Here is a 23,686-nt window from a genome sequence, read left to right as displayed (position 1 = left end):
CAAGTCAGATTTCCTGAATTTGCACTAAATTAAACTAAATGGCGAAAGAAGAATTAGAATGTTCCTTTTGTGGACGAAAAAAACCTGAAACCAATTTGCTCATCGCAGGTCTGGATGCTCATATTTGTGACCGCTGCATTGAGCAAGCTCATGGCATTGTTCTGGAAGAACTAAAACAAGGCGAGGCCCGTGAGCTTTCTTCAGATCTAATGTTAAGCAAACCCAAGAAGATCAAATCCTTTTTGGATGAGTATGTAATTGGTCAAGAGGCAACCAAAAAAGTAATGTCGGTGGCGGTTTATAATCATTATAAACGATTGTTGCAACCGAAATCGGATGATGATATAGAGATTCAGAAGAGTAATATTATTATGGTTGGGGAAACCGGAACCGGGAAAACTCTTATTGCAAAAACCATTGCAAAGATGCTGAATGTGCCTTTGGCCATCGTTGATGCCACTGTACTTACTGAAGCTGGTTATGTTGGAGAAGACGTAGAAGGTATCTTAACCAGATTACTTCAGGCCGCCGACTATAATGTCGAGAAAGCACAGCGTGGAATCGTATTTATCGATGAAATTGATAAAATTGCCAGGAAAAGTGATAACCCTTCAATTACCAGGGATGTATCTGGGGAAGGTGTTCAGCAGGCTTTGCTCAAATTACTGGAAGGAACGACGGTAAATGTACCTCCAAAAGGAGGACGTAAACACCCCGATCAGAAATTTGTTGAAGTCGATACCGAAAATATTTTATTTATAGCAGGTGGAGCTTTTGATGGTATCGAAAGAAACATTAGTAAACGCCTCAATATGCAGGCTGTTGGTTTTAGCGCCTCAAAAGACGAAGATCAAATAGAGCGCACTAATCTACTTAAATATATTATTCCAAAAGATTTAAAGGACTTTGGGCTTATTCCTGAAATTATCGGGCGGTTACCAGCCCTAACTTATATGAATCCTCTGGATAAGAAGACCCTTAGATCGATACTTACTGAGCCTAAAAATGCGATTGTAAAGCAATACCAGAAACTCTTTGAGATGGATGATATTGAATTCGATATGACTGAAGAAGCTCTGGATTTCATCGTGGAAAAAGCTGTTGAATATAAACTTGGCGCACGAGGACTACGTTCCCTTTGTGAGGCTATACTTACCGATGCGATGTTCGAGATGCCTGAAAGTAATCAGTCAAAGCTGATTGTGGATCGTGATTACGCTGCGGATAAACTCAATAAATCTACTATTAACAAGTTAAAAGCGGTCTCTTAATAAGTTAGCGCAGTTGATAATTATAAAGGCCATTCGTCATTGAATGGCCTTTATTTTACCAATCAGCTCGTATTTAAGCTTGTTGTGTCACTAATGTGACTTTTTCACTGGATATATTCACATTCTAGAGGTTTAGCTAATAATCTCGAAATGAATTGGTTTGAAACTTCCATGATTACTGTCTTCCGCAGAACAAGCTGTGAGACCTACGATGAGGTCTGTTTTTGCTTCAAAGAGCAGATAGTCTCCGGCTTTGTTTAGTGGAGGGTCTACTCTTAATTTTCCTTTGCTGTCAAACTGTACATTCATGAAGATATTGAATGCCGTGGGGATATCATCCGGTTCAATACCAAACTCCTCAAGGTTACGGTAAAGATTTTCAAAACAACTCGGGTGGTAGCCTTTATAATCATACATGATTTTGAAAGTCTCCGGGCTGCATGGAGCGAGCAAAAAATCATTTCGCCCATTGGTATCCTCCAATATCTCCATCATTTTGCGACTTCGGTTACTCCAGAGAAAATTTCCTTTTGAAATAAGGATGCTTTCCTCAAAATCCAGGGTTTTACCAGATGAGAGTTTCTCTCTGGTGTCCTTGCCATTAAATAAGACCATGTCACTTACCTGTTCGGCTTCCGGGCTCATCACCTTTAATTTTTGTCCTTTTTTAATTAGAAAGGCCGCGCCACTTTGTTTATTAATCTTTTGTATCATTCTCAGTTCTTAAATTCTTTTCAAGTACGGGATCCATCGGGTCATCACGCTCCTTTAGTTTTTTTCTGATTCGTATGAGGTCTTCGGAATCGTGACCCTGATGAAGTTTGGCTATTCCTTCAATCTTAAAAGGTTCGCACCAAAAACCGGTAATTTGTGGTAAATGGTCTGAAATTATCTTTGAAGGAATATCTTTGTACCATAAGGGTTTTTCCTGATCCTTTTCGAATTTATGAACCAGGTTAATCAGCGATTGTTCCAATTCTTGCTTTGATTGAATAATAACCTTAGCATTGACGTGAACAGCCGAATAATCCCATGTGCTAATGTCTTTTTCTTTGTACCAGGATGAAGAAACATATCCATGTGCCCCCTGAAAAATTAACAAGACTTCAGTTCCGTTTTTAAGATGTTGTAATTGTTCATTGTGATTGGCAATGTGACCGTAAAGTCTGAAATCTCTATAGTCGCCCTCAGTTAAAACCGGAATATGAGTCGCCAAAAGCCGGGATCCATTTAGAATAAAGGTAGCGAAGGGATGTTGTTGTATAAAACTATAAATGTAACTGAGGTCTTTTTTCTGGTATTTCTTCGGTTGGTACATTTATTTATTTTTCCCGTGAAGAAACGGACATTTCCAATCTTCTCCAACTTTTCGCCCACTATATTGCCTAGCCTCACTGCTTTGACCAAAATCTTCTAACATTGGATTTAAATCTCCCTGGAGTTCGATGTCACGTTCCCGTATTTTATCCCGAACGTTTTGATAGGCTCCCATTTCCCTGAGTTTTTCAAACTGCCAATGCAAGTTGAAGGTGAGCGCCGGATAAGGACTTTGTCTAGCCTTTCGGCTACTATTGGGATGTAGCCCTACAATATAAAATGATCTTCCGGCGATACTAAAACTGAAGTTTTTATCTTCTGGGTCTATGCTTACATTTGGATCCCAGTCCTTCTCATCGGCCTGATGAATTAATTGCAATTGTTTCCAAAGTAATGTTTCAAATTTCACTTCAGATAAAAATTCCTGATCCGGGAAAACCGCAATAAATGTGTAAAATTCATTGGAGGAAAAATCGTAATTTTCCAGGTATTGTTCGAGATCCTTTATAATCGCTCTTGCAGTTTGAATAGATCCGAAATTATCATAGTTATGAATTTCCGCCTTATCCATACTGAATACTGTCTGAGCCATCAGACATGGATGGTCGTTTTCCATTATAAACTCCCGAAATTTTTTATAAGTTTTTTTTCTGGAATTCTTCTTTTTTAGTGTTTTATCGCCTACAGCATTCATCATTTTTACTTTTTTTAAAAATAATGGTATTCATAAACTTTCTGCAAGGGTTTAAGAAGACTTTAAATTAAGATTTGAGAAGATTAACACCTATTGATCCTCATTTGTGTTTCGATAGCGAATCATGAGATATAGCATTATTCCATTTAACCCCAGGGAAACACCGTTTGTGGCAATTATCGGTATATCCTTTTGGGTTATACCGTATATCACCCATAAGAAAACACCTATAATTAAGATAGTGAACATTCCCGGAGAAACATCCTTCACTTTTTTGGTTTTCCAGGCTTTTTTGATCTGGGGTATGACAGCCACGGTAGTACAAAATCCGGCTGTCAATCCTAATACATCGGTCCAATTCATCGTTCAACGTCTTTTAGTAGCCACGATTCTACTTCCAGGTTTCCATCATTGTGTTGTAAAACTGAGATGTCACCGGTAGTCTCAAAAACCACTGCTTTTACCTGGGATAGCTTAGTTACGTTGGCCTCCCGCAGTTTAGACCGGAGGTCTCCCTGGGTAAGACGGGCTTTTTTAAGGTTTTCATTCAGTATTTCTGATCCATCCATAAGAAGTAGGGGAGCATTATCAATTACCTTTTGCAGGAAGGTGTGACGACGTATCAATGCGATAAAGATCTGCAGAGCATAAATCGAGGCTAAACCGGTAACTCCATCCACCAAGCTAATGGAAGAATTCAGGATGGTTGCGGCGATTAAAGATCCCACGGCAACAGTCATCGTGAAATCAAAGCTGGACATTTTCGAAAAACTCCGTTTTCCGGCTATTCGGGTGAAAAGAATGACCGCGAAGTAAATTCCGACAGCAGTTATCGTTATAGCGATTAAAGATTCTGTAGAGGATTCAAACCATTTTTCCATTTTTAGATATTTAAAATTTAACTGGCAGATTCCTTATTGATAAATTTTGATGATTTTCAATTAAAACCGACAGCCATTTTTTAACCTCCGATTATTTCTCCCCCGTTAATATGAATTACCTGGCCGGTAATATAACTGCTATCCAGGCTGGCGAGAAAAACGTAGGCCGGTGCTACTTCACTGGGCTGACCTGCACGACCCATGGGGGTATCCTGGCCAAATTCCGCCACTTTTTTGAAGGTTGCAGGAATAAGAGGGGTCCAGATAGGACCGGGAGCAATCCCATTGACCCTGATATTTTTTTTCACTAACATCTTTGAAAGAGATCTTGTGAAACTGACTATGGCCCCCTTAGTGCTGGAATAATCCAGAAGATGCTCACTCCCACGGTATGCAGTAACCGAGGTGGTGTTGATAATACAATCTGTCTCATTCATTTGCTTTAAAACCTCTTTTGTAATATAGAAATATGGGAAAATATTGGTTTCAAAAGTTTCCTTGACTTGCCTTGAACTGAGATCTTGCACATTCTCTTTCGGGAACTGTACGGCGGCGTTATTGACCAGAATATTTATTTTGCCCATTTCGGAAATGGTTTTTTGAACTGCCGTTTTACAAAAATCTTCCTTTTTTAAATCTCCTTCTAAAATGAGGCACTTTTGATTCTCCTTTTCAACGAGTTTTTTTGTTTCTAGGGCATCTTCATCTTCTTCGAGATAAATGATTGCAATATCGGCCTCCTCCCTGGCAAAATGTACGGCTACACTTCGGCCAATGCCACTATCCCCGCCTGTAATAAGTGCGGTTTTGCCTTTTAATTTCCCACTACCACGGTAATTGTTTCTTATGATCTCTGGTTCAGGATTCATTTCATACTCATTACCAGGCTGAGGTTGCGTTTGTTCTGGGAACTTCTCTGGTTTATTCATTTTAGATGGTTTTAGTTGTATTCATAAATTTAAGGAAGCCTCACATTAAAAAAATGTTAAGTAGTAATAAGCCTTTCTAAAGATTTGTTTAAAGCTTAATTCATTACAGGAAAGCTTTTACCTTTGTCTCAATGAAATCTATTTTAAAAATAGGACATAGAGGCGCCAAAGGCCTGGTTGCAGAAAACACTCTGGAAAGTATACAAAAAGCAATTGACTTAGGGGTTGATGCAGTTGAAATCGACGTCCATCGGTGTAAAACTGGAGAAATCGTGGTTTTTCATGATTTTACTTTGGATCGTACCACTAATGGAACCGGAGAAATTGCTAATAAACCTTGGGAGGAATTGAAATTGCTTAAGGTGGAGAAATATTATGCTATACCTCTGCTCACAGAAGTTCTTGATCTTCTTGAAGGGAAATGTGGAATAAATATTGAACTCAAAGGCTTAAATACAGCACAAGGGACATCGGAGATTATTAAGTATTATATCTTTAAAAAAAACTGGGAATATCAGGATTTTATCATTTCCAGTTTTCAGAAAAATGAACTCTTTCAAATTCGGCGTCTTGATGAGAGAATTCCAATGGGGGTTTTGAGTAAGGCTAGTGTGAGCGAAGCTATCGATCTGGGTAAATCGTTGCAGGCACAAGCCATCCACCCTTCTCTAGGGATAATTACCAGAGATAATGTTAATTATTCCCACCAGGCAGGATTTAAGGTAAATGTCTGGACGGTTAACGACTTTAGGGATATCATCAGAATGAAGGATTTCGGAGTAGACGGTATTATTTCGGATTTTCCGGACAGGCTGAATTCAATAGTCAATTAAAATATATAAATGCAGCAATACGATGTAATTATAATCGGGGGAGGCGCCGCGGGATTCTTTAACGCGATTAATATTGCCGATAGGAACCGGAAGTTGAAAATCGTTATTCTGGAAAGAGGAAAGGAAGTGCTTTCCAAGGTAAGGGTTTCTGGAGGAGGCCGCTGTAATGTGACACACGCTGAATTTATCCCCAGGGAACTTAGCCGCAACTATCCTCGTGGGCAGAAGGAATTGCTGGGTCCATTTCATAGTTTTATGACAGGCGATACTATGGAATGGTTTGAAAAGAGAGGAATTGATTTAAAGATTGAAAACGATGGTCGTGTCTTCCCGGTTTCAGATTCTTCAGATAGTATAATCAATTGTTTTTTGAGCGAAACTGAAAGATTAAAGATTAATGTGCTAAAAAACCATCCGGTTCTTGACCTTGAAAAAATGGAAAAGAACTGGAGGGTAAGGACTAAAAAGGGAGATTTTAAAGCAGAAAAAATTATGCTGGCCACAGGGAGTAATCCTAAAATGTGGAAACTGCTTGAAAGGCTTGGACATAAAATTGTTCCAGCTGTACCTTCATTGTTTACCTTTAATATTCAGGATAACCGAATAAAAGGACTCGCAGGTATCTCCACTGAAGCTTCTGTAGGGGTGGAACTTAATTCTAAAAAGGATAAATTGGAAAGTACTGGTCCCTTGCTGATCACTCATTGGGGGTTAAGCGGACCCGCCATCCTCAAGTTATCGTCCTGGGGTGCCCGGGAACTTAATGCTGAGCATTATAGGTTTAAAATAAGAGTGAAATGGTTGCCGGAGTTAAAATTCGAACAAATTAAAAAAGAATTAAAAGCCATTAAACTTGAAGAGGCCAGAAAAAAGGTGGTAAATTATTACAGATTTGACCTTCCAAAACGCTTATGGCAGCGTTTGGTACATGAAGCAGGAATAAATTCGGAGTGTACCTGGTCCGAAGTTAATAAAAAGCAGCTGGGAACCTTAATCCAGCAACTTTGTGAAGGGGAATTCGAGGTTAATGGTAAAAGCACTTTTAAAGAAGAATTTGTTACTGCTGGTGGGGTGGATCTCAAAGAGTTGAATTTTAAGACCTTCGAAAGTAAATTACATAAAAACCTCTTTCTGGCCGGGGAAATTCTGAATATTGATGCCATTACCGGCGGGTTTAACTTTCAAAATGCCTGGACCGGCGCGTTTCTTGCTGCCAGGGCAATGAGCGCTAATTAAGATACCACACTTCAAAATTTAAAGTCAGGGCTAAAAGCACCCAGAGAGCATATGGTAAGAGAAGGTAGGCCGCGATATTATTTACAACTTTAAACCATTTAATTGTAAGTATAACCAGAATAAGCAGGACAATGGCAGTAAGTAAGGCCCAAAATGGTTTGTTAAGCCCGAAAAAAAGCAGTGACCAAAATCCATTGAAAAGGAGTTGGAATCCAAAATGGTAAAGCGCCGTTTTTACCCATTTGTGGTAAAAACCTCTGTTCCAAACTATCCCGGCTGAGATTCCCATAAGCACATACATTAACATCCATACCGGGCCAAAGATCCATTCTGGCAGATCAAACCAAGATTTATCTAAAGCTGAATACCAGCCATTCATTGCCGTTTGGGTGGCAACGGCACCCACAAATCCGAAGAGCAAACAAATGCCAATAGCAATAGAACTACGTATGAGAAGTTTCCTTGTCATCTTCGAGTTGGTTAGGTACCACTAAAATAGGAATTAAATTCAATTATGAAACTTTCAGGATACAACTTATGTTATGGGCAATCTCAGGTTAAAAACTATCTTTGCTAAAATTTTTTATGATGCACGAACAGGATTTTATTCCGGGAGATTTTCAGAAGTTGTTGCAATCTGGAGAGGTGACCTGGCAATCACCAAGTAATATTGCTTTGGTGAAGTACTGGGGAAAGAAAGAAAATCAGATCCCGGCCAATCCATCGGTGAGTTTCACTTTACAACACTGTAAAACCATTACAAGGCTTGAGTTTCATAAGAAAGAAACCAGAGGTCAAAATTTTGATTTTGAACTGTTTTTTGAAGGAGAAAAAAAGGAGGACTTTAGGCCAAAAATCAAAGGATTTTTTGAACGTATAGAAAAATATGCTCCATTTCTAAAGGATTATAAGTTTTTTATTCATACCGAAAATACTTTTCCTCACAGCAGTGGTATTGCTTCCTCAGCCAGTGGAATGAGTGCTCTGGCCCTTTGTGTTATGAGTTTGGAAAGGGAGTTGAATCCTGGTCTAACAGAAGATTATTTTATGAAAAAGGCATCCTTCCTTGCCAGGTTAGGATCCGGGAGCGCCTGTAGAAGCATTGAAGGGGAACTCATAGAATGGGGGGAGCACCAGGCCATAGCGGGTAGTAGCGATCTTTTTGGAATAAAGTATCCATATAAAGTGGATGAGGTTTTTAAATCATTTCAAGACACGATTTTACTGGTAGATAAAGGCCAAAAAAAGGTGAGCAGTAGCCTAGGACATAATTTGATGCATGGGCATCCTTATTCTAAAGCTCGTTTTGCACAGGCCAATGCCAATCTGGAAAAGTTACAAATGGTTTTTGAGACAGCAAATTTGGCTGAATTTATAAGCATAGTAGAAAGCGAAGCACTGAGTTTACACGCTATGATGATGAGCAGTGACCCCTATTTTATTTTAATGAAACCCCATACCTTGGAAATAATCAATAGAATATGGAATTACAGGGAATCCACAGGAATCCCGGTCTGCTTTACTCTAGATGCCGGAGCCAATGTACATGTACTTTATCCAAAAGAACATACGACAGAAGTTTTGGAATTCATTAAGAATGAGTTGGTTGCCTATTGTGAAAAAGGGCAGTATATTTGCGACAGTATTGGAAAAGGAGCGAAAAAATTGTAGATTTACGCAAATTTCTCTGCCTTAAACCGGTACAGTTTATACCTGAGCTTATGAAAGGACCTTTATTTTATTCAAAAATCCTTCTCTTTGGAGAATATGGAATTATTAAAGATTCCAAAGGTTTATCAATCCCTTACAATTTTTATAATGGTGCCTTGAAGGTGGATGAGAATCCCTCTGAGGTTGCTATAAAATCTAACAGGAGTTTAGGTAAATTCGCCGACTTTCTTAAGGAGCTGTCACAGGAAAATCCTGAGCTGGTTAAATTCGATCTTAATTCTTTGAAGGCGGATATTGCTAAAGGAATGTATTTCGATTCCACCATCCCACAGGGATATGGAGTAGGAAGCAGTGGTGCCCTGGTGGCAGCGATCTATGATAAGTATGCTACCGATAAAATCACGGTCCTTGAAAATCTTACTCGTGATAAATTATTAAAGCTGAAAAAGATCTTTGGGGAAATGGAATCATTTTTTCATGGGAAATCTTCAGGTTTAGATCCGCTAAACAGCTATTTAAGTATTCCAATCCTTATAAATTCCAAGGACAATATTGAACCTGCAGGAATACCTTCCCAGACTGAAAACGGTCAGGGAGCCGTATTTTTACTAGACAGCGGGAGTACGGGGGAAACTGGGCCAATGGTGGGTATCTTTATGGAAAACATGAAGCAGGAAGGCTTCAGGCGAATGCTTAAAGATCAATTCGTAAAACATACCGATGCCTGTGTTGATGACTTTTTGAAGGGAGATGTAAAGTCCCTTTTTAAAAATGTAAAAAGTCTTTCTCACGTAGTGCTGGATAATTTTAAACCTATGATTCCCGCACAGTTCCATAAGCTTTGGCAAAAAGGTATTGAAACCAATGATTATTACCTTAAACTCTGTGGTTCAGGTGGGGGTGGTTACATTCTCGGTTTTACACAGGACATAGAAAAGGCAAGAAAAGCATTAAAAGAGTATAAATTAGAAGTGGTCTACAACTTCTAAACAACCTCATAATGGTTTCCATCTCCAACAAACGTTTGTTGCTGAAAATGCTCAGTTTGTTTTCGGTGGTGCGTGGATATAATATTCTGGTACTGATTATTGCCCAGTATCTTACCTCTGCTTTTATTCTTGCTCCCGAATTACCACTGCGGAAAATTCTCTTTGATGATAATTTATTCTTTATTATCCTTTCTTCAGCAACTACTATTGCTTCAGGTTATATTATCAATAACTTTTACGATAGCGAAAAAGACCTGATCAACAGACCTAAAAAAACAATGCTGGATCGAATTGTCAGTCAGCGCACAAAATTATCAGTTTATTTTATTTTAAATTTACTTGCCATTATTTTTGCAAGTTATGTGTCTTTTAAAACCGTAGTTTTCTTTTCAATATACATTTTTGCAATTTGGCTTTATTCTCATCGGGTAAAAAAAATACTGTTTTTGGGAAATCTGGTTGCATCGATCCTTACCATCACTCCTTTTTTCGTCATTTTCGTCTATTACAGGAATTTTCAGACTGTCATCTTTATACATGCTACCTTTCTTTACCTTATGATCGTTATGCGAGAACTGGTAAAAGATCTTGAGAATATGCAGGGGGATCTGGCGCAGAACTATCAAACCATACCGGTGGTTTATGGAGAAAAATGGAGTAAATTCTTTTTATCAGTATTAACACTAATCGCAATAGTTCCTACTTTGCTTCTACTTAGGTTTGATACAGGGTATATGAATTATTATTTTTATACATCTCTTGCCTTATTGATGTTCTTTGTGTTATTTCTCTATTTCAGTAAAGCAAAATGGCAATATTTGTTTCTGCATAACATTCTTAAATTGATCATTGTGGCTGGAGTATTCAGTATCCTGCTCATCGATATTCGCGAAGTACTTGGCCGTGTGTTTTAAAGGAAACCTGAATTCTTTATATTATTCTTTTATAATTTAGTTAATCTGTACTTATACAGTACCTTTGCAAAAAATTAGCCTTATGAGCAGAAACGATAAATCTTCAGGAGGAAAAATTAGCGGAAGACAAGGTGGTGGACCACGGAAAAAATCATATACTCGGGGAAATGCTCCGGTAAAAAAGACAGGTAACAAGGTTTTTGCTAACCCCACTTCCGGTAAAAAAGCTGATGGAATCAGGCTCAATAAATACATAGCGAATTCTGGAATATGTTCACGCCGTGATGCCGATATCTATATTTCTTCTGGAAATGTAACAGTTAACGGAAAAGTCATTACGGAGATGGGGTACAAAGTAAAACTCACCGATGAGGTAAAGTTTGACGGTAGAACCTTGAATCCGGAAAAACCAGAATATTTTTTACTCAATAAACCCAAAGGCGTCTATGTCACCGGAAGCATGGAAAAAGGAGGTAAAACCGTTATGGATCTTATGACTAAGGCAACTAAAGCAAAACTTGATCCCGTTGGCAAGCTAGATACCCAGGCAATGGGATTATTGCTTTTTACCAATGATGGTACTTTAGCCAAAAAATTAGGAAAGCCTAAGAACGGAATAAGGCAGATTTATCATATAAGTCTAACTAAGCCACTTTCTCCGGAACATCTCGATAAGATTAAAGCAGGCGTAACTCTTGAAGATGGAAAGGTTAAGGTTCAGGATATTAGTTATATTGCTGAGAGGCCCAGAAATGAAGTGGGGTTGGAAACAAACTCCACAAAAAACCATGTAATCCAGAGACTGTTTAAGAGCCAGGGTTATGAAATCGAAAAACTCGATCGTGTAGTCTTCGGTGGACTCACCAAAAAAGACCTTCCCAGAGGACGTTTTAGAAGACTAACCGAACAGGAAGTAATTAATCTTGGAATGCTATAAAAAAAATATTCGTATTAAGTTTTTTAATATTTTTGACCCGGATCTTCCTATGAGAATCCGGGTTTTTTAATTTCTAAATTCTGATGTACCAGTAAAATTGGCTATACTCTTTGAGTATTTTTCCGCAGGTCCTCAGGTTTTTTAAAATTTCCATGATTGGACCAGGCGGTTTTTAAATTCATCTTAACAATATTTTACCAATCTAATCTTTTGATGCGATAATATAATCCCTAATTTTTACCTCTATAACACTTAAACTACATCATTGAATACCAAATACAACGATCTGATAGACCAGACCTATTATTTTCCCCAGGAGGAATTTACTCTGGCTGATAATGAATTAAAGTTTCACGGGATTGATCTTATGGAGCTTGTACGAAAATACGGTGCTCCCCTTAAATTTAATTACCTGCCAAAAATTTCTTATAATATCCAAAGGGCTAAAAAATGGTTTGCTGATGCCATGGAGAAACATTCCTATAAGGGATCCTATAATTATTGCTACTGCACCAAGAGTTCCCATTTTGAGCACGTGTTGAATGAAGCCTTGAAAAATGATATTCATATTGAAACTTCTTCAGCTTTTGATATTAATATCGTTGAGAATTTAAAAGCAAAAGGGAAGATCACAGATGAAACTTATGTGCTTTGCAACGGTTTTAAAAGAGATCAATACATAGAAAATATTGCTCGCTTACTTAACAATGGCCATAAAAACTGTATCCCGATTATCGACAACTTCGAAGAAATTGATCTTTTGTCGGATAGCATAGAAGGGAAGTATCCCATCGGGATCAGAATAGCATCGGAAGAAGAACCAAAATTTGAATTCTATACTTCTCGTTTAGGAATTGGGTATAAAAACATTGTGCCTTTTTATAACCGGAAAATCAAGGAAAATAAGCAGGTAGAACTTAAAATGTTACATTTCTTTATCAATACAGGTATTCGTGACACTGCTTATTACTGGAACGAGTTGAATAAGTGTTTAAAAGTGTATATCGCCCTTAAGAAGGTATGTCCGACATTAGATAGTTTAAATATTGGCGGGGGCTTTCCTGTAAAGAATTCGCTACATTTTGAATACGATTATGCGTATATGGTAGATGAGATCATCAATCAGATAAAGTTAGCCTGTGATGATGCGGAAGTTCAGGTGCCAAATATTTTTACTGAATTCGGTAGTTTTACTGTAGGTGAAAGTGGTGGCGCTATCTATGAAATCCTTTATCAAAAACAGCAAAACGACCGTGAGAAATGGAATATGATTAATTCTTCATTTATAACCACGCTTCCCGATACCTGGGCGATAAGCAAAAAATTCGTAATGCTGGCCATAAATCGGTGGAATGATGAGTATGAAAGAGTATTACTGGGAGGATTGACTTGCGATAGCGATGATTATTACAACTCGGAACAAAACGTCAATGCGATCTACCTTCCAAAGTATAAAAAAGATAAACCGCTATATATTGGATTCTTCAACACGGGTGCCTACCAGGAGACTATTGGTGGTTATGGAGGGTTACATCACTGTTTAATCCCACAACCAAAACATATCCTCATTGATAAAGATGAAGATGGGAATTTTAAGACCGAATTATTCAGTGAACAGCAAAAAGCCGAAGATATGTTGCAAATTCTTGGTTATAATAGCAACTAAAATTTTTATAACTTTATACAACTAACTCTTATTCAATCAACTTTTAAAATGAACAAAAAGAATTACGCCGGGATACCAGATAAGTATTCTCGCATAGACGATGCAAAAGTGGTATTAATTCCTGTTCCTTATGACGGAACAAGTTCCTGGCAAAAAGGTGCAGATAAAGGCCCGAAAGCTTTTTTAGAAGCTTCAGAAAACATGGAACTTTATGACATTGAGACACGAAGTGAGGTGTACAAAAAGGGAGTATATTTGGCTCCGGCTGTTACAGAAAACTCCTCTCCTGAGAAGATGGTGGAAGCAGTTCATAAAACCGTAAAGAATTATATAAAGCAAGAAAAGTTTGTTACAATTTTCGGAGGGGAGCATTCGGTTTCAATTGGAACAATTCGTGCTTTTAATGAAAGTTTTGAGGATCTAACCGTGGTACAGCTGGATGCTCACGCTGATCTTAGACCGGAATATGAAGGATCATCTTGTAACCACGCCTGTGCGGTATACGAGGCAAGCAAACGAACAAACCTGGTCCAGGTGGGCATAAGGTCTATGGATATCTCCGAAGTGGAACATATGGATGAGAACCAGGTTTATTTTGCGGATGATCTTTATGAAGATTGGATGGAGGATGCTATAGGTCAAATGACACCTAATGTATTTATCACGATAGACCTGGATGCTTTCGATCCTTCTATTATGCCTTCAACCGGAACCCCTGAACCAGGTGGGCTTTTCTGGTATGAAACCTTAGAGTTTCTCAAGTTGATGTTTAAGAAGAAAAATGTAGTAGGATTTGATATCGTAGAACTTTCTCCAAATGAAAATGAGAAATCATCTGATTTTCTTGCGGCAAAACTTTATTATAAAATGTTAAGCTACAAATTCAAGTATTTAAATCATAATCCCGAAGACGAAGATGAATAAAGGAGCGATTTCGCAATTCATAGAAAAATACTATTTACATTTTAACGCAGCCGCCTTGGTAGATGCTGCTAAGGATTATGAAAAGCAGCTGCAAAGAGGATCAAAAATGTTGGTTTCTCTGGCTGGAGCTATGAGCACTGCAGAGGTTGGTAAAATATTCGGAGAGATGATTCGCCAGGATAAGGTGCATATCGTTTCTTGCACCGGGGCCAATCTGGAGGAAGATGTCATGAACCTTGTGGCACATTCTCATTATAAACGTGTTCCCAATTATCGTGACCTTACGCCTCAAGAAGAGTGGAATTTGCTTGAAAAAGGCCTCAATCGGGTTACTGATACCTGTATTCCCGAAGAAGAAGCCTTCAGAAGAATTCAGCATAGAATCGTAGATATCTGGAAAGAGGCTGAAGAAAAAGGGGAGCGTTACTTTCCACACGAATTTTTGTATAAGTTGTTGCTTTCTGGTGTCTTAGAGGATCATTACGAGATTGATATCCAAGATTCCTGGATGTATGCTGCTGCCCAAAGAAATCTACCTATGGTGGTGCCTGGCTGGGAAGACAGTACCCTGGGGAATATCTTTGCATCCTATGTTCTAAAAGGAGAGCTTAAAGCCAGTACTATGAAATCCGGTATAGAATATATGACCTTTCTTGCCGATTGGTACACCGATAATTCTAAAAAAGGTATTGGATTCTTCCAGATAGGAGGTGGTATTGCCGGAGATTTTCCAATTTGTGTAGTGCCTATGCTGTATCAGGATATGGAAAGAACCGATACTCCTTTCTGGAGTTATTTCTGTCAGATATCAGATTCTACTACCAGCTACGGCTCTTATTCAGGGGCCGTTCCCAATGAGAAAATTACCTGGGGTAAACTGGATATCGACACACCAAAACATATTATAGAAAGTGATGCGACCATTGTGGCACCCCTGGTATTCGCCTATTTACTTGATATGTAAAAGAGATATATTTTTAATTGTAAGGGAGCCTGTAATTCAAATTGCAGGCTTTTTTATTAAGAACTCATTGTTGTAAATTTCTTTAAATAAATAACTGAAAACGGTAAGATATTCTACCAGAAGCATCCAGTAATTTTCCTTAAACTCGGCATTGGAATAAGCAAAGTAACTAAGAAATATAAGAAATGACCATAAAATCATAAACCGATATTTTGTAAAGACCGAAAGCAGAAGAGGAGTAGCTATATACCATGGATGCACAGTAGTGGAAAGAAAGAAATAAACTGTGACCCCTAATAGCATAGAAGTTATTATTTTTTTAATAGAGTTATTTCTTCTAAAGAAAGCTAAGACGAGAATAATTAGGAGTGTTACAATTGGTAATATTTTTCCTGTGGTGGCGATAATGTTATAGCCTTTAAGTTCGAAACCAATCCAACGAATTATGTAATAAATGCTGGCATTAAATTCAAATTCTTTAAACCAGAGCAATATACTGGATGATAAATTTGAGATTAGTTCCGATGAAAGGAATGGCAGAAAACTAAGTAAAATAGTAATTCCGACCACGAGATAATAAGCTCCTAATTTTTTACTTTCCAGTTTCTGTCCTTTCTGAAAATAATTCCAAATAAATGGCAGAAACATCAGTGGAATTAATTTTACCGAAATCGAAATTCCAAACACTACTGCACTCCAGATCCACTTTCCTTTGTGAAGTAAATACAACCCAAGAATCAGGAAAAACAGCATCACCCCTTCAAAATGGAGATTTCCGGTAAGTTCTATGATGATAAAGGGATTCAGAATATACCAAAAAATTTGATGCTGTGGGAGATTGAGATGCTCAAGCAATCTTTTGCCGATAAAGAGCGTGCCGAGATCGGCTAAAATAATAACAAGGCGCATTACCAGGACAGGGCCAAGTAAACTTTTTCCGCCCAATAAAGCTGAAAGGGTAAAAATAAACTGGTTTACCGGTGGATAACTGGTATAATTTCCTGAGCTTAGGTCTCCCATGCCTGCATAAAGCTCATTCCAAATACCCTGGAAACTTCCAATGAGTTCAGATGGCCGGTGCAAATAAGGGTTAATTCCTTCCAGAATCAGTTTTCCGTCCCAGATAAAACGAAAAAAATCTTGGGATAGGCTAGGTAAGGCAAAAAGAAAGATGAGCCTGTAGAAGAGCGCTATGCTAGCGAGAAACCAAAAATTGAACTTTTTGAGCTGAATCAATTTGACGCTCATAAAAAATAGTCCTCCATAGAGGCCAATGAGTTTTATGAAGTTGCTTCGGTCAAGTTGGTAAGCGAAGGAGACATAAAAAGCGAAACCAGTTAATGCTATAAGAATACTGAAGCGATGATTATGAAAGAATACCTTCATTATTCCAATTAAGGTTTAACCGTTTTAAAGACCACAAACCCAAAACCGATAAATAGCATTAAATGGAAAATTGCCAGGCTAAAGTCTTTTAATAAGAATCCACTATATAGAGCAAAGCCAAAATACAGCCATAGACCGATTTCCAAAAATAATTGTGGACCTATTCTCTTACTTAAATATTTGTTGTCTTTCCAGTTTTGGTTAATGGTATTTATATTGAATTTTGGTGTTCGAATAAATTCAGATCTTTTACCTAGATGCCCTTCAATAACTGCTATGGAATTATGCAGGGAAAATCCCAAAACAAGGGTAAAAAAGCTTAAGAACATTCCAATAAATTTTATTAAGCTTTTAAATCCTCCACCGTGAATCTTTCTCCAGGCTGCAAAATAACAAAAGAAAAAAATGATGGTGCTTATTAGAAATCCTCCCATCCAGTTAAAATACCAGCCTAACTGTGTATTCTGGTTTTTTATGTATAAAACGGGGAGGCTTAAAATTGCCAGTAATAATACGATCAGAAACATACTGGAATTCAGTAAATGGAAAAAACCATGGAATTTGGTGCTAAAGGAGGCAGATTTATCTTTGAGTAGTTCCCGGTAATTTTTTCTGAAGTTTTCGGCTGCTCCTTTATTCCAGCGGAATTGTTGAGATTTTGCCGCACTGATCGCTACCGGGAGTTCAGCTGGGGTCTCAACATCCATGAGATATTTGAATTTCCAGTTTCGGAGTTGTGCCCGGTAACTAAGGTCCAGATCCTCGGTTAAGGTATCGCCACTCCAGTTCCCTGCATCCAGAATACATTCTTTTCGCCAGATCCCTGCTGTACCATTAAAATTTATGAAATGCCGAGCAAAATTTCTACCGGTTTGTTCCAGAATAAAATGAAAATCGAGTGCGAAAGCCTGAATTTTTGTAAGCCAGGAAAAATTCCTATTGATATGAACCCAGCGAGTTTGTACCACCCCTATTTCTGGATCTTTAAAATAAGGGACGGTTTGTAGAAGCCAGTTGTTTTTTGGTAAAAAATCGGAATCAAAAATAGCAATGAAATCCCCTTTGGCTGTTTTTAAGCCTTCTTTTAAAGCCCCTGCCTTAAAACCAGTTCGTGTAATCCGATGTAAATGTTTGATGTCGAAACCAGCTTCTTTCATTGCTGAAACTTTTTTGGCTATTATGGCTACCGATTCATCGGTGGAATCATCCAAAACCTGGATCTCCATTTTTTCTATCGGGTATTCAATTTTAGAGATATTATTCAACAGCCGCTCGACTACATATAATTCATTATAAAGAGGAAGCTGAATAGTTACAAGGGGGATCTGATTTTTTTCGTTTAAATCAAATTTCTCTGTGGTGGGGGCTTTCTTGTTGGCTTTGTGAAAGTTTAGTAATAACTGGAGTTGTGATATACTGTAGATGAAAATAATCAGTAGAGCAAGAGTATATAAAATTAGAATTGCTATCTCCATTATTTAAAACTGTATTTAAAGATCCATCCCAGGATTTTTACTCCTGCAAAGATAGCACCTTTCACGGTGCCTGAAACTTTTGAAGTGCCGATACGGTTTTTATACCTTACCGGGACTTCTGAATAGCTTAAATTTTTCCTGTGGGCCTTCAACTGCATCTCTACAGTCCAGCCATAGGTTTTATCCTCCATTTGCAAGGCAAGTAATTTTTCAAATTTAATAGCCCGGAATGGTCCCAGATCTGTAAATCTTGCTCCAAAAAATAATTTCATTAAAAAAGTTGCAAGCCAGTTTCCGAAGATCTGTGGCTTGGTCATAGAACCTTTTTCCCGTAATTCTTTTACTCTGGTACCAATGACCATATCCATATTTTTTTCTAAAATGGGAGATATAATTTTTGTTAGTTCCTCAGGATAGTCGCTATAATCACCATCGAGAAAGACTATGATATTGGTTTGGATATGCTGTCTTTCAAGATATTCTATCCCTTTTAGGCAGGCGTAACCATAACCTTTTCTTTCTTCTTTCAAAACTGTGGCCCCAGCTGCATGGGCATTTTTTTCGGTATTATCAGTAGAGTTGTTACTGACTACGATGATTTCCTCTACGAAATTAGGGATTTCAGCAACTACCTTGGCGATCGAGGCTTCTTCGTTAAAAGCTGGGATTATTACTTTAATTATTGGAGGCATAGGGTAAATAGCTTGGGGACAAATATAACTTTGAGTAAGGGGTTCTCCATGAAAATTTTTAAATAATCAAGTAGGGTGAAGATAATAAATATTTGAGCATTTATTATCTTCATCCCTCTTACAGAACCGGGCATACGGGTCTCGTACACGGCTCATGTTAAATCTTATTCAGTACTGTTTGATAGTACTGATGCAAAGTATTCCCTTCAACTGTGTCCATGGCGTACAACCCTAGTTCTGAGAAGTACTTATTTGGCAGGGCGTAGTGTATTAAATTGGTGGAGGAGTTTCTCCATCGGGTTACCGATATCTTAAGAAAATTCCCCTTATAACCCATACGCCTTAGTTGTCGGTGAAGAGGTTTCCAACTTTTCCAGCTTTTCATCACCATCATTCGTAACCTTCTCCTGATCCAGCCTAAAAGATCCTGGAACAGCTTTTTGGTCAGGCCTATTCGGAAGTAGTTGGCAAAGCCCCTTAATAGCGGGTTCAGTTCTTTAATATAGAAAGCTATACTTTGCCCTTTAGTTCTAGGGGTTAGTAGTTTTACTTTCTTTTTGAACCTCTTGATGCTTTTGTGGGATACCACTACTCCAAAGGGCTTTATTACCACACCTAGATAGTGAATGCCTTCTTCGAGGTTTGTCAGACTGCTCTTGTTTTTATTCACTTCTAACCGAAGCTCTTTTTCCAGATAACTCGTGGCTTTAGCCATATATTTTCCAGCTTGAGCTTTGGTTGGCGCAAACAACAAGACGTCATCGGCGAACCTCACCATTCGTATGCCTGAATTTTTCATATGCTGGTCGAATGCGTCCAGATAGATATTCATCAGGAGCGGTGAGATAATTCCCCCTTGTGGGCTCCCCTTCTTTGTAGGTGTGAAGCGCTCTCCATCGAGTGCGCCGGATTCTAAAAAGCTCCCTATCAGTTTAAGTATCTTTCCATCACTTACCCGTTTGCCCACGCTTTGCACTATCAGCCGATGGTCTAGAGTATCAAAACATTTGGATAAATCCATGTCTGCTACATGATCCAGACCATAGTACCGACTAAAGCGCTCTGCTTTGGCAATGGCGTGATGAGCACTTCGTTTAGGACGATACCCATAACTGGAGGGATGGAATTCGGGATCGAAGATAGGTTGCAACACATTAAGCAGCGATTGTTGTACAATACGATCTTTGATGGTTGGGATACCCAATCCTCTCTTGCTCCCGTCTGGTTTGTCGATATAGGCCCGCCTTACCGGCTGTGGCTTATACCTCCCCTCTTTCAGTTCCCTGGAGAGTTGGCACAAATTCTCCTCTAAAGCTGAACTAAAATCAGCTATACTTTGGTTATCCACTCCCTTGGCTCTGGAACCTTTATTTTTCCTTACCTCACGGTAGGCTTGTTCCAGTCTCGGTAATGCATATACCTTGTCTATAAGACTGTACCATTTTCGCATAATGAAACTTTCTCTTCTTTGCAGTACGGTTTATTTTCTTCAGCAGAATTAGATAGATTGTTTGTTCATAAGGTATACTGTTGTCTTTAGCACTGTGGCAATCTATAACAGTAAAAAAAAAAAAAAATCTTACTACTCAATGCTCGCGCGGATTAACAGCCAGAGTTAGCTCGTCACTCCTCTTTGCTGCAATTCCTCAGAATGTTTCAATTCCGATTGTCTTCGCTTATAGCTAATCCTTCTAAAGAACTTCCTGTACTTGATTTAACTTCATCCCTTCGCATCCGTCACATCTAATCTGTGACAGTCATTACAACTGATTATGCGATTCTTGTGTAATGTCATTCGGGTTTTCTCCTCCACGCTGTTACCAGTGCTTCTCAGGCCCAAATTTTCTCACTACTACGGACTCATCTGTCACCTGATTTTCCATAACAAATCCTTGTCTCTCGACTTGTTTCTGCTTAGCCTAGAAAGGCGAATAATCAGGCTTCCCCTGTTAAGCTAAAACATTCCTGGTAGTGAAGCCATCCGTTTTAACATATATTGCCATTCGGATTTTGGGCGTTGGCACTTTTTGCAACCTTACCCCCAATATATGCCAGAATCGGTTCGATTTCTCTATGTTCCACTAACTTGCTAAGTCTTCCTTTACACCCCACCGTTGCCAGTGACGCACTTGACTTCGCATTGCTCTTCCCTCCGATCAGGTGAGCAGACTTTCTTTCAAGTCCCGGAATTGTTTGCATGCAGGGCAAACAAAAAGCCCCGGAATTTCCGGGGCTTTTAAAGGTTGGTTAGTTAGCTAAGCGAATTAATTTTCGTCTTCTACTTCTTCCTCGTTAGTTTGGTAGTCATCTCTATCTTCAGGCTGACCTTGCTCATTCATAATAGTGAATTCGCTTCTACGGTTTACAGCATATTGCTCTTTGGTACAACCAGTTGGTTGGGTACAATCATTAAGCGGCATGCTTTCGCCATAACCTTTAGAGGTTAACCTATTACGGTCAATTCCATTCTCAACAAGATATTCCAGAGTAGAAGCTGCACGTCTTTCAGACAGTCCCATGTTATACTGGTCAGAACCTCTGGCATCAGCGTGAGAACCTATCTCAATGTCGATTGAAGGATATTTGTTCATAATGTCTACAACCTTATCTAAAGTGGGCTTAGATTCGTCCTTAATTGTTGCTTTATCAAAATCGAAGTAGATATTTCCTACTCCTCTAAGTTGTTGTCTTCCTGTTTCAGGATTGGTTTCTCGATCATCGTAATCAACAACTGGAGGCTCGTAGTCTTCGCGTTCAAATAAGTAAAGGTTGTCTGTTCCTCTTCTGTTAGAGGCAAAGTAACCTTTTTCGTCACCTTCTTTAATAACGAAAGCAAAGTCATCACGATTGGAGTTTACAGTCGCACCAAGGTTTTGAGCTTCTGAGAAATCTCCTTCACTTCTGAAAACATCCAGATTTCCGTATCCCTGGTGTCCATCTGAAGCGAAATAAAGAACATTCTCTTCGCTGATGTAGGGAAACTGCTCGCGCTGCGGCGTGTTAATTCCAGTACCAAGATTTTGTGGAGTTCCGTAAGTTCCGTCTTCATTAATATCTACTACATAGATATCGAAAGAGCCTTCGGAGCCCGGCATATCGCTGGCAAAGTATAGTTTGCTCTCATCTTCACTAAGGCTAGGGTGTTCGGTAGAGTACTCGTCGCTGGTGAATGGAAGCGCTTCGATGTTGGTCCAGGCCCCATCTACCAATTCAGCACGGTAAAGTTTAATGTGAGCAACTCGTACGCCTTCTTCGTTTTTCACTCTTTTTTCGCTGGTGCGATCAAAGTACATTACGGTTCCATCCTCATTAAATGTGGCAGAACTTTCGTGAGAATCTGTATTGATTTCTTCGGAAAAAAGGAGGATATCAACCAATTCACCCTCGTCGGTCATTTCTGCGCTATATAAATCTAAAGTAGGCTTCTTATTCCAGGGATAAATAGGACGTTCTTGATTTCTTGTAGAAGCAAAAACGATACGGTCCCCCATATAAGCAATTCCAAAATCGGCAGCTGCACTATTGTTCATAATCTGATCAGTAGTGTAAACATGAGGAGCGATAGTATCGAGTTCTCTCTGGAACTGATCAAAATCAACATCCTTTCCAGTGAATTCGCTCATATGCTCATCAGCCTCTTCATTTTCTCCAGTACCCCGTAATGCATGTGCAAATCTGAATCGGTACTCAGGAGATACTTCAGCTTCATGTCTTAGGAAAAGCAGTCGATAAGTCTCAACTGCATCTTCCATTTGGTTGGTGTAGAAATAGGCATCACCTAAGTTTTGCAATACCTCTTTGTCTTTATCTACAACCTGCTCATAAGCCTCTGCTGCATCGATAAGCGCCCGTTGCGCAAAAAGCTTATCGCCCTCTCTAATCTGGGAGCTCTGTCCAATGGCAGTAATGCTTATTAGCAATAATAAAAATGTATTATATATATTTTTCATGTTTCGCGGTTTTTAGAAGAATCTAGGTGATTTGTCGTATCCTTTTGTAAGGCCGAAGAGGTCGATGTCCCATAATAACATAACCTCATGGGTTCCTCCCACATTATACCCCAGGAAATCTGAAGTAAAATGATCATAGGCATAACCAACTCTTAAGGAAGGAGTGATCTTGAAGTTCACAAGTCCCGTAATAGTTTCGTTAAACCTGTACCCGATTCCAGCTTCCAGTCTGTCGTAAAGGAGCACGTTTGCAGTAACATCCACCGCTAATTGAGCCCCTTGAACAGCTCTTGCCATAAATGCAGGTTTTAGGCGTACATCCTGGCTTATATCAAAGACATAACCACCAGTTAGGTAATAGTGAATTTCTTCTTTACCCAATGCCTGAAGACCTTGTTCATTTTCAATGTATTTTGAAGTAAAAAGGTTGGGGGCAGAGGCACCTAAATAATAGTTGTCTCCGAACCAGAAAGCTCCTACACCAAATACAGGAAATACTTCATTTACATTTTGCAATGCTGGATCACCCGGATCGACTACAGAAAGACCTGCAAGATTAGCATCAAAGGTGCTTAAACCTCCCTTTAAACCAAAGGAAATTTTACTTGATTGTCCTGCTGGTAGTACATAAGCAAAATCGGCTGTGATATTGTTTTCTTTTACAATATTACCAATTTCATCATGCACAACGGTTAAGCCAAGTTCTACGCGTTCACTTACAGGGGTATGAGCGAAGAAGCTGAAGGTGCTTGGAGCACCCTCAACATCCTGCCATTGAGACCTGTAAATACCACCTAGGTTAAGCATACCGGGATTATCAGTAGCATACCCTGGGTTAATGACACTCATGTTGTACATGTACTGAGTGAACATTGGGTCTTGCTGAGCCATACCCTTAATAGAGAAAAGGATAATGCCCGCGAATATTAGATATTTTGTGATTGTTATTTTCATTTC

23 protein-coding genes are annotated in these 23,686 nt (G+C 38.9%); 10 read left to right on the top strand and 13 right to left on the bottom strand.

Features of this window, described 5'->3' with window-relative positions; translation table 11 throughout:
- Positions 1 to 38 precede the first annotated feature (38 nt).
- The gene (gene clpX / locus ACW6NC_RS01200; RefSeq protein ID WP_457863225.1) at positions 39 to 1,271 is read left to right on the top strand and encodes an ATP-dependent Clp protease ATP-binding subunit ClpX; all 1,233 of its coding nucleotides are present in this window, start codon (positions 39 to 41) and stop codon (positions 1,269 to 1,271) included.
- Between the two features lie 132 nt (positions 1,272 to 1,403).
- Here clpX and ACW6NC_RS01195 read toward each other — a convergent pair whose 3' ends face one another.
- The 6 genes from ACW6NC_RS01195 to ACW6NC_RS01170 all read right to left on the bottom strand — a co-directional run bounded on the left by ACW6NC_RS01195 (position 1,404) and on the right by ACW6NC_RS01170 (position 5,092).
- On the bottom strand, positions 1,404 to 1,985 hold the full coding sequence (locus ACW6NC_RS01195) for a DUF1989 domain-containing protein (protein ID WP_457863223.1): 582 nt from the start codon (positions 1,983 to 1,985) through the stop codon (positions 1,404 to 1,406).
- Entirely contained in the window at positions 1,969 to 2,589 is a 621-nt protein-coding gene (locus ACW6NC_RS01190) for an FMN-binding negative transcriptional regulator (RefSeq protein ID WP_457863222.1), read from the bottom strand. The genes ACW6NC_RS01195 and ACW6NC_RS01190 overlap by 17 nt, the downstream gene beginning before the upstream one ends.
- On the bottom strand, positions 2,590 to 3,285 hold the full coding sequence (gntA, locus tag ACW6NC_RS01185; RefSeq protein WP_457863221.1) for a guanitoxin biosynthesis heme-dependent pre-guanitoxin N-hydroxylase GntA: 696 nt from the start codon (positions 3,283 to 3,285) through the stop codon (positions 2,590 to 2,592). It abuts the gene before it with no gap.
- 87 nt (positions 3,286 to 3,372) lie between these two features.
- A complete protein-coding gene (locus ACW6NC_RS01180) occupies positions 3,373 to 3,645 on the bottom strand; it encodes a SemiSWEET family sugar transporter (RefSeq protein ID WP_457863219.1) in 273 nt (90 codons plus the stop codon).
- Entirely contained in the window at positions 3,642 to 4,163 is a 522-nt protein-coding gene (locus ACW6NC_RS01175) for a DUF421 domain-containing protein (RefSeq protein WP_457863217.1), read from the bottom strand. Before ACW6NC_RS01175 ends, ACW6NC_RS01180 begins: the two co-directional genes overlap by 4 nt.
- 80 nt (positions 4,164 to 4,243) lie before the next feature.
- The gene (locus ACW6NC_RS01170; RefSeq protein WP_457863215.1) at positions 4,244 to 5,092 is read right to left on the bottom strand and encodes an SDR family oxidoreductase; all 849 of its coding nucleotides are present in this window, start codon (positions 5,090 to 5,092) and stop codon (positions 4,244 to 4,246) included.
- 131 nt (positions 5,093 to 5,223) lie between these two features.
- Here ACW6NC_RS01170 and ACW6NC_RS01165 point away from each other — a divergent pair, with 131 nt between their 5' ends.
- Positions 5,224 to 5,925: a glycerophosphodiester phosphodiesterase gene (locus ACW6NC_RS01165; RefSeq protein WP_457863214.1), complete on the top strand. Its 702-nt coding sequence runs from the start codon at positions 5,224 to 5,226 to the stop codon at positions 5,923 to 5,925.
- 9 nt (positions 5,926 to 5,934) lie between these two features.
- Complete coding sequence (locus tag ACW6NC_RS01160) at positions 5,935 to 7,161, top strand: NAD(P)/FAD-dependent oxidoreductase (protein ID WP_457863213.1); 1,227 nt, start codon at positions 5,935 to 5,937, stop codon at positions 7,159 to 7,161.
- Here the strand turns inward: ACW6NC_RS01160 and ACW6NC_RS01155 are convergent.
- On the bottom strand, positions 7,154 to 7,630 hold the full coding sequence (locus tag ACW6NC_RS01155; protein ID WP_457863211.1) for a TspO/MBR family protein: 477 nt from the start codon (positions 7,628 to 7,630) through the stop codon (positions 7,154 to 7,156). The genes ACW6NC_RS01160 and ACW6NC_RS01155 overlap by 8 nt on opposite strands.
- A 116-nt stretch (positions 7,631 to 7,746) precedes the next feature.
- Here ACW6NC_RS01155 and ACW6NC_RS01150 point away from each other — a divergent pair, with 116 nt between their 5' ends.
- From ACW6NC_RS01150 to ACW6NC_RS01120, 7 genes are all read left to right on the top strand, one after another.
- Positions 7,747 to 8,832, top strand: a complete 1,086-nt coding sequence (locus ACW6NC_RS01150) for a diphosphomevalonate/mevalonate 3,5-bisphosphate decarboxylase family protein (RefSeq protein WP_457863209.1) — start codon at positions 7,747 to 7,749, stop codon at positions 8,830 to 8,832.
- Positions 8,833 to 8,882: 50 nt separating this feature from the next.
- Positions 8,883 to 9,821, top strand: a complete 939-nt coding sequence (locus ACW6NC_RS01145) for a mevalonate kinase family protein (protein ID WP_457863207.1) — start codon at positions 8,883 to 8,885, stop codon at positions 9,819 to 9,821.
- An 11-nt stretch (positions 9,822 to 9,832) separates the two neighbouring features.
- Positions 9,833 to 10,735 carry a geranylgeranylglycerol-phosphate geranylgeranyltransferase gene (locus tag ACW6NC_RS01140; protein ID WP_457863205.1) on the top strand — a complete coding sequence of 301 codons (903 nt, stop codon included), beginning with the start codon at positions 9,833 to 9,835 and terminating at the stop codon, positions 10,733 to 10,735.
- Between the two features lie 82 nt (positions 10,736 to 10,817).
- Complete coding sequence (locus ACW6NC_RS01135) at positions 10,818 to 11,672, top strand: pseudouridine synthase (protein WP_457863203.1); 855 nt, start codon at positions 10,818 to 10,820, stop codon at positions 11,670 to 11,672.
- 265 nt (positions 11,673 to 11,937) lie between these two features.
- Positions 11,938 to 13,338 (top strand): arginine decarboxylase, encoded by a 1,401-nt coding sequence (locus ACW6NC_RS01130; RefSeq protein ID WP_457863201.1) that lies wholly within the window; start codon positions 11,938 to 11,940, stop codon positions 13,336 to 13,338.
- Between the two features lie 48 nt (positions 13,339 to 13,386).
- Positions 13,387 to 14,262: an agmatinase gene (speB, locus tag ACW6NC_RS01125; protein ID WP_457863199.1), complete on the top strand. Its 876-nt coding sequence runs from the start codon at positions 13,387 to 13,389 to the stop codon at positions 14,260 to 14,262.
- Positions 14,255 to 15,226, top strand: a complete 972-nt coding sequence (locus ACW6NC_RS01120) for a deoxyhypusine synthase family protein (protein ID WP_457863197.1) — start codon at positions 14,255 to 14,257, stop codon at positions 15,224 to 15,226. The genes speB and ACW6NC_RS01120 overlap by 8 nt, the downstream gene beginning before the upstream one ends.
- Positions 15,227 to 15,262: 36 nt before the next feature.
- Here ACW6NC_RS01120 and ACW6NC_RS01115 read toward each other — a convergent pair whose 3' ends face one another.
- The 6 genes from ACW6NC_RS01115 to ACW6NC_RS01090 all read right to left on the bottom strand — a co-directional run bounded on the left by ACW6NC_RS01115 (position 15,263) and on the right by ACW6NC_RS01090 (position 23,683).
- On the bottom strand, positions 15,263 to 16,612 hold the full coding sequence (locus ACW6NC_RS01115) for a glycosyltransferase 87 family protein (RefSeq protein WP_457863195.1): 1,350 nt from the start codon (positions 16,610 to 16,612) through the stop codon (positions 15,263 to 15,265).
- An 8-nt stretch (positions 16,613 to 16,620) separates the two neighbouring features.
- A complete protein-coding gene (locus tag ACW6NC_RS01110) occupies positions 16,621 to 18,087 on the bottom strand; it encodes a cellulose synthase family protein (RefSeq protein ID WP_457863194.1) in 1,467 nt (488 codons plus the stop codon).
- Positions 18,087 to 18,779: a glycosyltransferase family 2 protein gene (locus ACW6NC_RS01105; protein ID WP_457863192.1), complete on the bottom strand. Its 693-nt coding sequence runs from the start codon at positions 18,777 to 18,779 to the stop codon at positions 18,087 to 18,089. Before ACW6NC_RS01105 ends, ACW6NC_RS01110 begins: the two co-directional genes overlap by 1 nt.
- A gap of 157 nt (positions 18,780 to 18,936) precedes the next feature.
- A complete protein-coding gene (gene ltrA, locus ACW6NC_RS01100) occupies positions 18,937 to 20,229 on the bottom strand; it encodes a group II intron reverse transcriptase/maturase (RefSeq protein ID WP_457863190.1) in 1,293 nt (430 codons plus the stop codon).
- 814 nt (positions 20,230 to 21,043) lie between these two features.
- The gene (locus tag ACW6NC_RS01095; protein ID WP_457863189.1) at positions 21,044 to 22,729 is read right to left on the bottom strand and encodes an OmpA family protein; all 1,686 of its coding nucleotides are present in this window, start codon (positions 22,727 to 22,729) and stop codon (positions 21,044 to 21,046) included.
- A gap of 12 nt (positions 22,730 to 22,741) precedes the next feature.
- The gene (locus tag ACW6NC_RS01090; protein ID WP_457863188.1) at positions 22,742 to 23,683 is read right to left on the bottom strand and encodes a PorP/SprF family type IX secretion system membrane protein; all 942 of its coding nucleotides are present in this window, start codon (positions 23,681 to 23,683) and stop codon (positions 22,742 to 22,744) included.
- Positions 23,684 to 23,686 lie beyond the last annotated feature (3 nt).

The organism is Salegentibacter profundi (genome assembly GCF_054121475.1).
This window is presented reverse-complemented; position numbering and strand designations above follow the sequence as displayed.

Bases quoted from the DNA above. Each gene is read 5' to 3' on its own strand.
- clpX (WP_457863225.1), top strand. From the start codon at position 39: ATGGCGAAAGAAGAATTAGAATGTTCCTTTTGTGGACGAAAAAAACCT.
- ACW6NC_RS01195 (WP_457863223.1), bottom strand. From the start codon at position 1,985: ATGATACAAAAGATTAATAAACAAAGTGGCGCGGCCTTTCTAATTAAA.
- ACW6NC_RS01190 (WP_457863222.1), bottom strand. From the start codon at position 2,589: ATGTACCAACCGAAGAAATACCAGAAAAAAGACCTCAGTTACATTTAT.
- gntA (WP_457863221.1), bottom strand. From the start codon at position 3,285: ATGATGAATGCTGTAGGCGATAAAACACTAAAAAAGAAGAATTCCAGA.
- ACW6NC_RS01180 (WP_457863219.1), bottom strand. From the start codon at position 3,645: ATGAATTGGACCGATGTATTAGGATTGACAGCCGGATTTTGTACTACC.
- ACW6NC_RS01175 (WP_457863217.1), bottom strand. From the start codon at position 4,163: ATGGAAAAATGGTTTGAATCCTCTACAGAATCTTTAATCGCTATAACG.
- ACW6NC_RS01170 (WP_457863215.1), bottom strand. From the start codon at position 5,092: ATGAATAAACCAGAGAAGTTCCCAGAACAAACGCAACCTCAGCCTGGT.
- ACW6NC_RS01165 (WP_457863214.1), top strand. From the start codon at position 5,224: ATGAAATCTATTTTAAAAATAGGACATAGAGGCGCCAAAGGCCTGGTT.
- ACW6NC_RS01160 (WP_457863213.1), top strand. From the start codon at position 5,935: ATGCAGCAATACGATGTAATTATAATCGGGGGAGGCGCCGCGGGATTC.
- ACW6NC_RS01155 (WP_457863211.1), bottom strand. From the start codon at position 7,630: ATGACAAGGAAACTTCTCATACGTAGTTCTATTGCTATTGGCATTTGT.
- ACW6NC_RS01150 (WP_457863209.1), top strand. From the start codon at position 7,747: ATGATGCACGAACAGGATTTTATTCCGGGAGATTTTCAGAAGTTGTTG.
- ACW6NC_RS01145 (WP_457863207.1), top strand. From the start codon at position 8,883: ATGAAAGGACCTTTATTTTATTCAAAAATCCTTCTCTTTGGAGAATAT.
- ACW6NC_RS01140 (WP_457863205.1), top strand. From the start codon at position 9,833: ATGGTTTCCATCTCCAACAAACGTTTGTTGCTGAAAATGCTCAGTTTG.
- ACW6NC_RS01135 (WP_457863203.1), top strand. From the start codon at position 10,818: ATGAGCAGAAACGATAAATCTTCAGGAGGAAAAATTAGCGGAAGACAA.
- speB (WP_457863199.1), top strand. From the start codon at position 13,387: ATGAACAAAAAGAATTACGCCGGGATACCAGATAAGTATTCTCGCATA.
- ACW6NC_RS01120 (WP_457863197.1), top strand. From the start codon at position 14,255: ATGAATAAAGGAGCGATTTCGCAATTCATAGAAAAATACTATTTACAT.
- ACW6NC_RS01115 (WP_457863195.1), bottom strand. From the start codon at position 16,612: ATGAAGGTATTCTTTCATAATCATCGCTTCAGTATTCTTATAGCATTA.
- ACW6NC_RS01110 (WP_457863194.1), bottom strand. From the start codon at position 18,087: ATGGAGATAGCAATTCTAATTTTATATACTCTTGCTCTACTGATTATT.
- ACW6NC_RS01105 (WP_457863192.1), bottom strand. From the start codon at position 18,779: ATGCCTCCAATAATTAAAGTAATAATCCCAGCTTTTAACGAAGAAGCC.
- ltrA (WP_457863190.1), bottom strand. From the start codon at position 20,229: ATGCGAAAATGGTACAGTCTTATAGACAAGGTATATGCATTACCGAGA.
- ACW6NC_RS01095 (WP_457863189.1), bottom strand. From the start codon at position 22,729: ATGAAAAATATATATAATACATTTTTATTATTGCTAATAAGCATTACT.
- ACW6NC_RS01090 (WP_457863188.1), bottom strand. From the start codon at position 23,683: ATGAAAATAACAATCACAAAATATCTAATATTCGCGGGCATTATCCTT.